Source organism: uncultured Polaribacter sp. (genome assembly GCF_947497695.1).
Classification (GTDB): Bacteria; Bacteroidota; Bacteroidia; order Flavobacteriales; family Flavobacteriaceae; genus Polaribacter.
The window spans coordinates 14,993-29,122 of record NZ_CANMHM010000007.1 but is presented as its reverse complement, the minus strand read 5'-3'; the positions used below and the strand labels follow the sequence as shown (position 1 = coordinate 29,122).

The following is a 14,130-nucleotide window of genomic DNA, read 5'->3' as shown; positions in this document are numbered from 1 at the left end:
AAAAAAAAAGGGCTATCAGTTACTTCAAACTGTTTAAAATTTTTTAAAATTTTGTGTTTTTTTTAAGATTTTTTGTTTTTTCCTTTGTAGATAGTTTTAGACATCTTACTTTTGCTTTCTAATAGGAAATTTTAATTTAAATATTTTATATAATGAAACAAATCAAATTAGCTGTGATAGCTTTGTTTATGTTGGTATCAATTAGCAACTTAAGCGCACAAGATGAAAACAACCCTTGGAGAGTAGGTTTTGGAATAAACTCGGTAGATTTTACACATTGGAAAGTTACTGAATTAGAACATTATGAAGATTACCTTGGTAGCAACAATGATTGGAATATTTTACCTTCTATCTCAAGAATTTCTGTAGGAAGATACTTATCTAAAGGTTTTTCTGTTGAACTAGCAGGATCTATTAACAAAATTGATGTGTTTAGAAACGTAGATGATTCAGATTATTTATATTACTCTGCTGATGCTTCTGTATTATACGATTTAAACAACATAATAGGAGAAACTTCATGGTTTGATCCTTTTGTTCGTGCAGGTGCTAGTTATGTAAATTCTGATTCAGAATCTGATGCAATGCTTACTATAGGAGCTGGTTTCAATACTTGGTTTAACGATAACTTAGGATTAAGCTTTAATTCTGGTGGTAAATTAGGTGTCTTAGATAACGTTAAATCTCACTGGCAACATTCTATAGGTTTAGTTGTTAAGTTTGGAGGTAAAGATTCTGACAAAGATGGTATAAATGATAAAGATGATGAATGCCCTCAAGTTGCTGGTTTAAAAGAATTCAACGGTTGTCCAGATGCTGATGGAGATGGAGTAAAGGATTCTGCTGATGCTTGTCCTAATGTTGCAGGTTTAGTTGCAATGAATGGATGTCCTGATGCTGATGGTGATGGTATTGCAGATAAAAATGATGCATGTCCTAACGTTAAAGGAACTAAAGCAACAAAAGGTTGTCCAGATGCAGATAAAGATGGTATAGCAGACAAAGATGACAAGTGTCCTAAAGTAGCAGGTGTTGCAGCAAATGGTGGTTGTCCTTGGAAAGATACTGATGGAGACAGTGTATTAGACAAAGATGATAAATGTCCTCAAGTAGCAGGTGTTGCCTCTAATAATGGATGTCCAGAAGTAAGTAAAGCAGTTCAAGAATACAAAGCTGTAGCTGCAGAGCTTAATTTTGCTGCAAAATCTATCTTATTTAACACTGCTAGATCTACATTTAAACCAGGTGTAACTAGAAAATTAGATGAAATGATTGTAATTATGAATAAATTCTCTAATTCAGAATTTATAATTGAAGGTCATGCAGATAGTGTTGGTAGTTCAGCAAGTAACATGATTTTATCTAACAATAGAGCAAATAGAGTTAAAAAGTATTTAGTTTCTAAAGGAATCAGTGCTTCAAGATTATCTACTAGAGGTTTTGGTGAAGATGCTCCAATAGACACAAATGCTACAAGAGCAGGAAGAGCTAACAACAGAAGAGTTGTTATAAAAGTTGCTAATTAGTAGTCTTTTAAATAAATTTAAAAAGCCTCATCATTTTGATGAGGCTTTTTTTTGTTTTGATAATTATAGTTTTAAGTAAAAAAGTTTTTATTTTCATTCAAAAAAATTATCTTTGCAAACTTAAAATGAGGCTTAAATCTCATAAACAAAATAATAACTTTAATTAGATACATAATGTCTACAATAACAGGTAAAGTTTCACAAATTATTGGACCGGTAATTGATGTTGAATTCAGTTCGGAAAATGAACTTCCTAAAATCTATGATTCTTTAGAAATCAAAAAAGCTGACGGCTCTATTTTAGTATTAGAAGTACAACAGCATATTGGAGAAGATACCGTTAGAACTATATCAATGGATGCTACTGATGGATTAAGCAGAGGAACAGAAGTTGTTGCTACTGGTAACCCAATTCAAATGCCAATAGGAAACGATATTTATGGCCGTTTGTTTAACGTAACAGGTGATGCTATTGATGGATTAGGTAATTTGGATAAGGAGGGTAAAGATGGATTATCAATACATAGATCTGCACCTAAGTTTGAAGATTTATCAGTTTCTACTGAGGTTTTATTCACAGGAATTAAAGTAATTGACTTAATTGAGCCGTATGCAAAAGGAGGTAAAATTGGTTTATTTGGAGGTGCTGGAGTTGGTAAAACAGTATTAATTCAGGAATTGATCAATAATATTGCAAAAGGACATGGAGGTTTATCCGTTTTTGCAGGTGTTGGAGAGAGAACTCGTGAAGGAAATGACTTACTACGTGAAATGTTAGAATCTGGAATTATCAAATATGGTGATGATTTTATGCATTCTATGGAAGCAGGAGGATGGGATTTATCTAAAGTTGATAAACCAGGAATGAAAGATTCTAAAGCTACATTTGTATTTGGACAAATGAATGAGCCACCAGGTGCACGTGCACGTGTTGCCTTATCTGGTTTAACAATAGCAGAATATTTTAGAGATGGAGCAGGAGAAGCACAAGGTAAAGACGTACTTTTCTTCGTAGATAATATTTTCCGTTTTACACAAGCAGGTTCTGAAGTGTCAGCACTTTTAGGACGTATGCCATCGGCTGTAGGTTACCAACCAACATTGGCAACAGAAATGGGTGCAATGCAAGAAAGAATTACATCAACTAAAAAAGGATCAATAACATCTGTACAAGCAGTTTATGTACCTGCAGATGATTTAACAGATCCTGCACCAGCAACAACTTTTGCCCATTTAGATGCAACAACGGTATTGTCTCGTAAAATTGCAGAATTAGGTATTTATCCTGCAGTAGATCCTCTAGATTCTACTTCAAGAATATTATCTGCAGAAATTTTAGGTGATGAGCATTATAATACTGCAACAGCTGTAAAAGAAATTTTACAACGTTATAAAGAATTACAAGATATTATTGCAATTTTAGGTATGGAAGAATTATCTGAAGAGGATAAATTAGTAGTTCACAGAGCTAGACGTGTACAACGTTTCTTATCTCAACCTTTCCATGTAGCTGAACAATTTACTGGTATACCAGGGGTTTTAGTTGATATTAAAGACACTATTAAAGGTTTTAATATGATATTGGATGGTGAATTAGATAAATATCCTGAAGCAGCATTTAACCTTAGAGGTTCTATTCAAGATGCAATTGATGCAGGAGAAAAAATGTTAGCAGAAGCTTAAAATAAGTTGGCAGTTTGCTGTTGGTGGTACTTACTAACAACTGAAAACTAACGACTAAAAACTAAATTATATGTTTTTAGAAATTGTAACACCAGAAGCTATATTATTTTCATCAGAAGTTGATTCTTTATCAGTTCCTGGTGAAAACGGAGAGTTTCAAATGCTAAATAATCACGCTCCAGTTGTTTCTAATTTAAAGGAAGGAACAGTTAAAATTCATATTCATTCTCAAACTAATTTAAAATTAGATGATTTAGATGATAAATTGATTCCAGATCAAGGTGATGATAAGATTTTAACATTAGCTATTAATTCTGGGACATTAGAATTAAATGATAATAAAGCAATTATTTTAGCAGATTAAGTATAAAATAAACGTATTAAAAAAGCTCAAAGTAATATTTACATTGAGCTTTTTTTTATATTTATATATATGAAAATTGAATGATTTTTCGCTTAATTAGTAATCAAAAGTGTGGTTAATTTTAAATGTATACTTATAAAAATAAAATTTACACTCCATAAAAAATGTGTAAATTTGCAGCATGGAAGAAACGAATAGACAACGAAAAATTGCAGGAGTATTACAGAAAGATTTGGTAGATGTCTTGCAAAAGGCAGCACAAGATGGTATGAAAGGAGTAATTATTTCTGTATCTAAAGTTCATGTTACATCAGATTTAGGAGTTGCTAAAGTTTATTTGAGTGTTTTTCCATCTAATAGAAGAGATGAAATTATAAAAGGTGTAGTATCTAACACCACCATAATTCGCCATGAAATGGCTTCTAGAACTAAACATCAATTACGTCGAATGCCTGAGTTATTGTTTTATGGTGATGATACATTAGATTATATTGAAAAGATTGACAAGTCTTTAAAAGGAAAAGATGAAAACCCTATAAAAAACCCAAGTGTTTTACCTAGACGTAAAAAACTATAAATTCATTAATTTTACTTGAATTTTCCTTTATACATAGCTAAACGATATTTATTTGCTAAAACAGGCAACAATGCTATTAATATAATTACAATCATTGCTTCATTTGGTGTAATTGTAGGTTCTTTAGCTCTATTTATAATCCTTTCTGGTTTTTCTGGTTTACGTACTTTTAGTTATAGTTTGTTAGATATTTCTGATCCTGATATTAAAATATCATCATCTAAAGGAAAATCTTTTTTATATTCTGATAATATAAACCATATTTTAAATAATGATATTGCTATTGATATTACCTCTAAAATTATTGAAGAACGCGTTTTTTTAGAATATAATAATAAAAACGAGATAGCATATATAAAAGGAGTTGAAAAGAATTATACCTCAATATCGCATATAGATTCTGCATTAGTTTTAGGAAATTGGTTAAATTCAGAGATATCAAATACAGCAGTTGTTGGGAATGGTATTTCTAGAAAATTATCTTTAAACATCTTAAATTTTGGAGAACCTTTATCCATTCTAGTGCCCAAACCTGGTACTGGTTTTATTAACCCAAATAATGCATTTTATAAACTTAATGTTCATATTTCTGGATTATATTCTGGGACAGAAGAGTTTGAAAATAAGTTTGTTTTTGTTTCTATTAACGAAGCAAGGGAATTATTAAGGTTTAAAGAAAATCAAATTACTGGAATTGAAATAAAATTAAAAAACAAATTAGAAGCTAACGCTATATCAAAATTATTGCAAAAACAACTAGGCAGTGAGTTTAAAGTACAAACAAAAGAGCAATTAAATGAAGTTTTTTATAAAGTTATCAATACAGAAAACATCGTTTCTTATCTTATTTTTACTTTGATTGTAATTATTGCTTTGTTCAATGTAATTGGAGCAATTATTATGATGATTATTGATAAAAAATCAAATTTAAAAACACTTTTTAGTCTAGGAACAACAATCAAAGAAATTAAGAAAATTTTTGTGATTCAAGGATTTCTATTAACTTTTTTAGGAATGTTAATTGGTTTAATATTGGGGGTATTGTTAGTGTTTATCCAAAAACAATTTGCATTGTTTATGATTACGCAAAATTTACCTTACCCTGTAGAATTTCGATTTTCAAATCTTTTTATTGTAGTATTTACAATTACAATTTTAGGTTTTATTGCTTCAAGAATAGCAAGTAGTAGAATTACAAGAGAATTTATTGAGAAATAAAATTTTATTTATTTTGTAATAAATTCTGTTGAACTATCAATAAAATCAAGTTTAAAATTGTGGAATAATAGTATTGCCAAACTTTGCTTCTACTTCATCAAAAGCATTAAAAACGTCTTTAGCATCATCAGAAGTTACCATTTTCATTCTATATTCTTTAAAATGCGGAATTCCTTTAAAATAATTGGTGTAATGCCTTCTGGTTTCTAAAACACCAAAACTAGCACCTTTCCAATCAATAGCCATCTCTAAATGTCTCCTAGCCATTTCTACACGTTGTGCAATTGTTGGTTTACCTAAATGGTTTCCTGTTTTAAAAAAATGCTTTATTTCATTAAAAATCCAAGGATAACCTATTGCTGCTCTACCAATCATTGCTCCGTCTAAACCAAAAGAATCTCTCATTTCCATAGCTTTTTCAGGTGTAGTAACATCCCCATTACCAAAAACAGGAATGTGCATTCTTTGGTTGTTTTTAACATCTGCAATTGGTTTCCAATCAGCCTCTCCTTTATACATTTGTGCACGTGTTCTGCCATGAATAGAAATTGCTGCACAACCAACATCTTGCAAACGTTCTGCAACTTCTACAATTCTAATAGAATCATGATCCCAACCTAATCGTGTTTTTACAGTTATAGGTAAATTGGTGTGCTTTACCATTGCTTTTGTTAGTGAAACCATTAAATCTATGTCTTTTAAAATACCTGCTCCTGCTCCTTTTGAAACTACTTTTTTTACAGGACAACCAAAATTGATATCAATGATATCTGGGTTCGATTTTTCTACAATTTCAACCGTTTTTAACATCGATTCTAAATTGGCACCAAAAATCTGAATTCCTACAGGTCTTTCTTTTTCGTAAATATCTAATTTCATGACACTTTTAGCAGCATCACGAATTAAGCCTTCACTAGAAATAAATTCTGTATACACAACATCAGCACCATTTTCTTTGCACAAAGCTCTAAATGGTGGATCTGAAACATCTTCCATTGGAGCTAATAAAAGAGGAAAATTTGGAAGTTCTATGTTGCCTATTTTAACCAAAATATGTTTGTTTTTCTGCAAAATTAGTGTTTTTTCATCCTTTGTAAAAGAAAATATTTTTTTCTTATATTTTATAGGTAATAGTTAGTTATAAATTTAATTATTTTATGAGTTTAAACATTGTAATTATTAAAAAAATCTTGTTTAATAGTGCAGAAGACGCATTTAGTTATTTTGATTCTGGTAAAGATAGTCTGAAATAAAAAAATGCTTCGATCAGCAGAAATAAATAACTTTTTAAGCGGTGTTGTATCTAACGAATTATTAAAAGGCTATGATAAATCTATTAGTTGCGAAGAATTTAAGGTTGCTATTGAAGACTTAGAGAGGAATTTGTAAACCTTTTTCTGATTTTTCTACTTCATTAAATATTTGACTAACGTTTGACTACTTCTTGACAACTTCTAACATAAATAACCATGTATCATTTTGTTATTTGGATCTTTTGGGAGAATTCTCACAAGAAGCTAAAGTAAAATTGCAAAACTTTGTTTTCTCTTTGGGTAAGATTTCTAATTAAAATAAAATTGACAACAAGATAAAAAACTGTTTGTCTTTCCTGCAAAAGTAGAAGTCCAAAATGGCTAACTTATAGATTCCTGTTTTCGCAGGAATTACAGAACCAACTAAACAATCTCCATCTTTTGCAATAAAAAAGAAGCATTCATGTTTTTACAAATTCCGTTTTTTAAGGTATAATCAAAACTTAATTCGTTATTGTTTATTTCTGCATCAAAATAGTAATTTTTAATATCAGAAAACTCGTTTTCTAAGTCACACAAACTCACATCATGTGTTGCAATAATGCCTGTTGATTTAGATTTGGTCAGTTTTTCTAAAAACTTTTTAGAACCAATTGCCTTGTCTTTGCTATTTGTCCCTTTTAAAATTTCATCTAAAATGATAAAATAATCTGTTGTTTTAATTTCATCAACTATAAACTTTAAACGTTTTAATTCTGAGTAAAAATATGATTCATCTTCTGTTAAAGAATCAGTAGTTCTCATACTTGTAATCAACTTAATTGGTGCATATTTAAAATTATCTGCACAAACAGGCAAACCACAATTTGCCAATACAATAGACAAAGAAATAGTTCTTAAAAAAGTACTTTTGCCAGCCATATTTGCTCCTGTAACAATAAAAAACTGTTCTTTTTCAATGATAAAATCATTATCAATTCGTTTGGTTATATCTAATAATGGATGCCCCAAATTAGTAGCTTTTACAATACCTACATCGAAAGTTATTTCTGGAAATACAAATTTTGTATGGTTAAATTTAAAGTTTGCTAACGAATTTTGGGTGTCAAAAAAAGCAACTACAAAGAACCATTTATCAACTGTGTGTTTGTATTTAAAAATCCACTTTTCTACACTTACTGCATTTCTAATTTCAGTTAAAAAAAGTCCATTTCCTAAAACTGCAATTATCACATTGTTTCGTTGATCAAAAGCATCTAAAATTTTAGAAAACTCTTTAAAAATTGTAGAAGCTTTTTTAGTTTCAGAATTGATAATTGTTTGCTTTTCTTTTAAAATTTTAGAAGAGAATTGTTCGTTTTCAATTTCATTTAACAATACATGATATTGCTTAAATGTTTCTCTTACTTTATCTGTTTCTATGTATAAATTATTGGTTTTTTTCAAGAATCTTCCAGTAATAAAAAGTCCAATAAAAAACCAAATTAACAAATAAGAAAATGAAACAAACCCAAAAGAAACCAAACCAATTAAAATAACAGAAATCAAAGAAAAAACAATTTGAAATGTAACCAAAAACTTAGGCAATACTGCTTTATAATTCTGAATCCAACTTACAATAAATTTAGAAGTATCTTTTGTAGTTACCAAACTTGCCAATGCAGAAAAATGTTGTCTCCACTTTACTTTTGACGCTAATTCTTTAATCGTATTTTGTTTTTCTACAATTCCATCAATTTTGTTTTCTGCAAACGTATTTGCTAATAGTTTTTTTCCTTCTACTGTAACCGTTCTATTGATGTATTGAAAAAATGAACCTATTCCAAACAAATCAATATCATTACTGTAATAATGTGTAGGGTTTACAAATTCTTTTCCAGCATCTAAATGATGAAATTCTCTATTTAAAACACCTATTTCAGTTTTATTGATGTTGATTTTAGCTTTTACAATAGCTCTTTTTCTTTGTAAATTAACATGTTTTACAACTAAAAAACTAAATAACAAAATACCTAAAAACGTAATAATAAAAACATCTGGATAGTTGCCAAATGTTAGATATATTAAAAAACAGGTTCCTAAAAACACTCCAAACCTAAAAATACTTAGGTTTACAGATTTCTTTTTTAAAGAAGCTGCTTTTTTTTCTAAATTAGACTTTTCTTCACTATAAAAATCGAAAGGGTTTTTCATTTATATACTACTTATTATAACCAGATACTCCACCAATCAAACTTAAAACGTTTAGTTCTGGATATTTTTCTTTTAAATTTTTAGTTGCTCTGTAACTATTCAACCCTCTTTGGCAAACCATTATGTAGGTTTTAGTAAAATCTACTTCTATTTTACTTGCATCAAACTTATTAATATGTATTGTTTGCTGAACATTAAAAGGTAATTTTAAGTTATTTAAAACAGCTATAATTTCTAATTTATCACTCTCTGAAGTGTTTGATAAACGTTTTTTTAATTCTTCTGAAGTTATTTGCCAATCTTTATTTTGAGTAGCACAAGCCAAATCAAAATAAGTTTGTGCTTTAAATAATTTAGCAATCTTATCCTTAATAACTGTTGGTTTTAACTTCATTTTTAACTGTGTATTTTGAAGCGAATTATAAATTAGAAGTTCATTTACCAATGGTTTTCCAACACCTGTAATCAACTTTAAAACTTCATTAACTTGATGTGTTGCAATGAAACCAACAATAGAATTTAGTGTTCCTGCTTCTTCACAATTAGGTATATCTGTTGCCATTTCAGGAAAAGCATCTCTTAGATTTGCTGAATACCTTCCATCATTCTGTAAAACATTAAAAGTAGCTACATAACCATCAAACTTATACAAAGAACCATATACCAAAGGTTTGTTTTTAAGTACACAAGCATCATTTAACAAGTATTTTGTGGGTAAAGAATCTGTGCCATCAACAATAATATCAAACTCAGAAATTAACTCAAATACGTTTTCTTTTGTAATTGGTTTGTTTGTAAAACTAACCTCTGTAAAAGGTGCTCTTTTTTTTATGAATGCTGATAAAACAGCTGCTTTGGGTTGACCAACATCGTCTAAACCATAAAAAACTTGTCTGTGTAAGTTTGAAATATCTACAGTATCAAAATCTACCAAATGAATTTTCCCAATTCCACTTGATGCTAAATACACAGCAATAGGACTTCCTAAACCTCCACAACCAACTACCAAAACAGCTGCGTTTTGTAGTTTTTCTTGCCCAACCTTACCTATTTCAGCTAAAGTAATCTGGCGTTTAAAAAGCTCGTTTTTTGTTACTTTCATTGCGTTGACAAGATAGCTAAATAAAAAAGTCATTACAACTTTGTAATGACTTTAATAATTATAATTTAGGCATCTATTTATTCCACTTTTATTTTAATTGAAGTGTAATCATTTGACCTTATACCTATTAATCCTGAGATAGTTTTTCCAGCCTCAATCGTTGCTCCATTTATATTATAATCTAATAAATCTTTTTCAAACTTAGTATTGGCAGAACTAGAAGCAGCCATATTACCACCAGCCAATGCAGGCCCAAGAATAAAACCAATAGGAAAAGAACTTGTTTCTGTTGGCATACCATTTTCAGTTTTATTTATAAATAATTTAACCGGTGCTAATAATAGATAAAACAAATAAGAAGCTGTACTTTGTTTTAAAGAAGTGTATACTTTTTCATTTTCCATAATATATGGTAAAGATTCATCGTCATAAATTAACTTAACATCTTTGCCAAAAACTAAGTCTTTATCGCTATTATTCGTGATTTTTACAGCAACTAATTTCACTCCTTTAGATACTTCTTTCTTTTGATATTTTTTTGATAAAAGCTCGTATTTATATTCAAAATCTACCTTATTATCTGTGCTTTTAGAGCGATAAATTAAAGTATTTGGATTAATTGATTTGTAAGTTGAAGCACAACTTGATAACACAACTATAAATAACAATAAAGTAATCTTTAAAAATTTCATATGTATATTTTTTAAATGCAAATATAGTATTTAACCCACAATATTTATAATTTTACCAGGAACAACAATTACTTTTTTAGGCGTTTTACCCTCTAATTGAGCGATTGTTTTTTCGTTTTCCATGACTATTTTTTCTATTTCTTCTTTTGATAAATCTAAAGGAAGTTCTAATGTAAAACGCATTTTTCCATTAAAAGAAATTGGGTAATTTTTAGCACTTTCTACTAAATGACTTGCCTCAAAAACTGGGAAATTAGCGGTAGAAATACTTTCTTTATGTCCTAACAAACTCCATAATTCTTCTGCAATATGAGGTGCATAAGGAGAAACCAATATTGCTAAAGGTTCTAAAATTGCACGTTTGTTACATTTTAAAGCAGTTAATTCGTTTACAGCAATCATAAAAGTAGAAACAGAGGTATTAAAAGAGAAATTCTCTATATCATCTTCTACTTTTTTAATGGTTTTATGTAATGTTTTAAGTTCGTCTTTTGTTGGTTCTGCATCTGAAACTTCAAAATTATCGTCATTAAAATATAGTTTCCATAATTTTTTTAAGAATGAAGAAACTCCAGAAATACCAGACGTTTTCCATGGTTTTGCTTGTTCTAAAGGACCTAAAAACATTTCGAACAAACGTAAACTATCTGCTCCGTAATTTTCTACAATATCATCAGGATTGACAACATTGTATTTAGATTTAGACATTTTTTCTACTTCACGACCTACTTTATAAGCTTTCTCTTCTAAAATAAATTCAGCATTTTTATAATCGCCATTTAAAGGATGATTTTTAAAACCATCAACATCAAGTTCATCAGATGCATTTACCAAAGCAACATCAGCATGAATTGCTGTTTTAGTAATCATCACTAAATCTGCAAAATTAGGATCTAAAAACTTGTTGTCTAATAAGTAATTTTTAACAACCGTTTCAAATTCATCATCAGAACTGAATAAATTTTTAGAAACAAAAACGGTGGGTATTTTCTCTAAAACATCATCCATCGATTTTTCATCAGAACATCCACAACCATTTTTTACAAAAGCAGTTGCTTTGTACACAAAAGCAGAAGTTCCTAAAATCATTCCTTGATTAATCAGTTTTTTTGCAAATTCATCAACAGGTACAATTCCTTTATCGAATAAGAATTTTTGCCAAAAACGAGCATATAATAAATGACCTGTTGCATGTTCAGAACCACCAATATATAAGTCTACTTCTCTCCAATATTCTAAGTTTTCTTTACTTGCAAAAGCCTCTGAATTTGTAGGATCCATATATCTGTTAAAATACCAAGAACTACCTGCCCAACCTGGCATTGTATTTAATTCTAAAGGATAAACCGTTTTGTTTTTTAACTTATCATTAGAAACCACTTTTTTATTACGAGTATCCCAAGCCCATTCTGTTGCGTTTCCTAAAGGTGGTTTTCCATCTTCTGTTGGCAAGTATTTTTCTACTTCTGGCAAAACAATTGGCAAGTGCTCTGCATCAATCATTTGAGGCATTCCATCTTTGTAATACACAGGAAAAGGTTCTCCCCAATAACGTTGTCTGCTAAAAACAGCATCACGTAATCTGTAGTTTATTTTACCATAACCAAAACCACGTTTTTCCATTTCAAAAATGGCTAATTTTAAAGCTTTCTTATATTTTAATCCTGATAAAAAGTCTGAATTTGCAATTATAGTTCCTTCTTTTCCAGTATGAGCTTCTTCAGAAATATCTACACCTTCAAAAATATTTGGGATGGGTATATTAAAATGTTTTGCAAAATCATAATCACGTTGATCTCCACAGGGAACTGCCATAACTGCTCCTGTTCCGTAATTTGCTAACACGTAATCTCCAATCCAAATTTGAATTTTTTCACCAGAAAAAGGATGAATTGCAAAAGCTCCAGTAAATGCACCAGAAATGGTTTTTACATCTGCCATTCTATCACGTTCAGAACGTTTTGAAGTTGCTGTTATATATGCCTCAACTTCTGCCTTTTGAGCATCTGTTGTAATTTTTGCAACTAATTCGTGTTCAGGTGCAAGTGTCATAAAACTTACTCCATAAATTGTATCTGGCCTTGTTGTAAAAACATCAATTTTGTATTGATTATAATCTTTTACAACGACTTTTTCTTCTGATTTTTTTTCAGTTACTTTAGGGAATTGAATTGCAAAATTAATTTCAGAAACCACTTTTACTACATTTTGCAAAACTTCTTCGTTTGTAAAACGAATGATATTAAAACCTTTGCTTTCAAAAAATTCAGTTCTTGCTGCTTCATCTTCTTTACCAGAAAATTCTACAATTAAGTTTTTTGAAACGCATACATAATCAACTAAGAAAGTACCTATCGTATACTTTTTTCTAAATTTTGTTGCTCCTTTTTTATTCTTTAATTCATCCCAAAGTGTTATTTCTGCTTTCGATAAATTTTGACGTAATTCTTTTAATGCCTCTAATTCTTTGTAAGATAATTTTATTTCAGAATTTGATTTTATTGCACCAGAATCAACCTTGAAAGTAACCATTGCACCTTGACTTCTTCCAATCCAATTGGTTTGAGAATCTTTTAAAGGTTGTGGCCAGTCTATCGTTTCTAAACCATCTAACAAACGTTGTGCATAGGCAGAAATTCTCATAGACCATTGTGTCATCTTTTTTCTGATAACAGGATGACTTCCACGTTCTGAAACTCCGTTTACAATTTCATCATTTGCTAAAACAGTTCCTAAGGCAGGACACCAATTTACTTCTGTATCCGACAAAAATGTTAAACGATATTGTAATAATATTTCTTCTTTTTCGGTTGATGAAAATGCTTTCCAATCATCCGCAGAAAAATATTGAGTTTCTTCATCACAAACTGCATTTACAGTTGCGTTTCCATCTTTTTTAAAGATTTTTTCTAAGGATGATATATCTTCTGCCTTGTCACTTTCTTTATTATACCAAGAGTTAAAAAGCTGAATAAAAATCCACTGTGTCCATTTATAATATTCAGGATCTGAAGTTCTTACTTCTCTGCTCCAATCAAAAGAAAAACCAATATTATCTAATTGTTTTCTATACGTTGCAACGTTTTCTTCTGTAGTTTTTGCAGGATGTTGCCCAGTTTGAATGGCATATTGTTCTGCAGGTAAACCAAAAGAATCATACCCTTGAGGATGCAACACATTAAAGCCTTTATGACGTTTGTAACGTGCATAAATATCACTTGCAATATACCCTAAAGGATGTCCAACATGCAAACCTGCTCCTGAAGGATAAGGGAACATATCTAACACATAATATTTAGGTTTATCAGACTGATTACTGGCTTTAAAAGTTTGGTTTTCCGCCCAAAATTTTTGCCATTTCTTTTCTATATCTAAGTGATTGTATTGCATTTGATTCTTTTATTAAAGTGTGCAAATTTACGTTTATTCTTAGAAAGAATAAAGTAAATAAATTGTTGATTAACGGGCAAAAAAAATCGAGATTTCAGCATTCTGAAATCTCGATTTTATATTGGTTTTTTG

11 protein-coding genes are annotated in these 14,130 nt (G+C 29.9%); 6 read left to right on the top strand and 5 right to left on the bottom strand.

What is annotated here, in order from left to right; all coding sequences use genetic code 11:
• The first annotated feature begins 152 nt into the window (after positions 1-152).
• The 5 genes from Q0731_RS08775 to Q0731_RS08755 all read left to right on the top strand — a co-directional run bounded on the left by Q0731_RS08775 (position 153) and on the right by Q0731_RS08755 (position 5,368).
• Positions 153-1,526, top strand: a complete 1,374-nt coding sequence (locus Q0731_RS08775) for an OmpA family protein (protein ID WP_299062812.1) — start codon at positions 153-155, stop codon at positions 1,524-1,526.
• Positions 1,527-1,700: 174 nt separating this feature from the next.
• Positions 1,701-3,209 carry a F0F1 ATP synthase subunit beta gene (gene atpD, locus Q0731_RS08770; protein ID WP_299062810.1) on the top strand — a complete coding sequence of 503 codons (1,509 nt, stop codon included), beginning with the start codon at positions 1,701-1,703 and terminating at the stop codon, positions 3,207-3,209.
• Positions 3,210-3,279: 70 nt separating this feature from the next.
• On the top strand, positions 3,280-3,573 hold the full coding sequence (locus Q0731_RS08765; protein ID WP_299062807.1) for a F0F1 ATP synthase subunit epsilon: 294 nt from the start codon (positions 3,280-3,282) through the stop codon (positions 3,571-3,573).
• Between the two features lie 181 nt (positions 3,574-3,754).
• Positions 3,755-4,150, top strand: a complete 396-nt coding sequence (rbfA, locus tag Q0731_RS08760; RefSeq protein ID WP_299062804.1) for a 30S ribosome-binding factor RbfA — start codon at positions 3,755-3,757, stop codon at positions 4,148-4,150.
• A 15-nt stretch (positions 4,151-4,165) separates the two neighbouring features.
• The gene (locus tag Q0731_RS08755) at positions 4,166-5,368 is read left to right on the top strand and encodes an FtsX-like permease family protein (protein WP_299062802.1); all 1,203 of its coding nucleotides are present in this window, start codon (positions 4,166-4,168) and stop codon (positions 5,366-5,368) included.
• Positions 5,369-5,419: 51 nt separating this feature from the next.
• Here Q0731_RS08755 and dusB read toward each other — a convergent pair whose 3' ends face one another.
• Entirely contained in the window at positions 5,420-6,418 is a 999-nt protein-coding gene (gene dusB, locus Q0731_RS08750; RefSeq protein WP_299063061.1) for a tRNA dihydrouridine synthase DusB, read from the bottom strand.
• A gap of 207 nt (positions 6,419-6,625) precedes the next feature.
• Between dusB and Q0731_RS08745 the strand changes: the two genes are divergently transcribed.
• Complete coding sequence (locus Q0731_RS08745; protein ID WP_299062799.1) at positions 6,626-6,757, top strand: hypothetical protein; 132 nt, start codon at positions 6,626-6,628, stop codon at positions 6,755-6,757.
• 287 nt (positions 6,758-7,044) lie between these two features.
• On the opposite strand, the gene Q0731_RS08740 is transcribed toward Q0731_RS08745, so the two are convergent.
• The 4 genes from Q0731_RS08740 to Q0731_RS08725 are packed head-to-tail and all read right to left on the bottom strand — an operon-like array spanning position 7,045 to position 13,998.
• Positions 7,045-8,814, bottom strand: coding sequence for a DNA mismatch repair protein MutS (locus tag Q0731_RS08740; protein WP_299062796.1), 1,770 nt, complete (start codon positions 8,812-8,814; stop codon positions 7,045-7,047).
• Positions 8,815-8,821: 7 nt separating this feature from the next.
• Complete coding sequence (locus tag Q0731_RS08735; protein WP_299062793.1) at positions 8,822-9,949, bottom strand: HesA/MoeB/ThiF family protein; 1,128 nt, start codon at positions 9,947-9,949, stop codon at positions 8,822-8,824.
• Between the two features lie 44 nt (positions 9,950-9,993).
• Positions 9,994-10,608, bottom strand: coding sequence for a hypothetical protein (locus Q0731_RS08730; protein WP_299062790.1), 615 nt, complete (start codon positions 10,606-10,608; stop codon positions 9,994-9,996).
• A gap of 30 nt (positions 10,609-10,638) precedes the next feature.
• A complete protein-coding gene (locus Q0731_RS08725) occupies positions 10,639-13,998 on the bottom strand; it encodes a class I tRNA ligase family protein (protein WP_299062787.1) in 3,360 nt (1,119 codons plus the stop codon).
• Between the last annotated feature and the right edge of the window lie 132 nt (positions 13,999-14,130).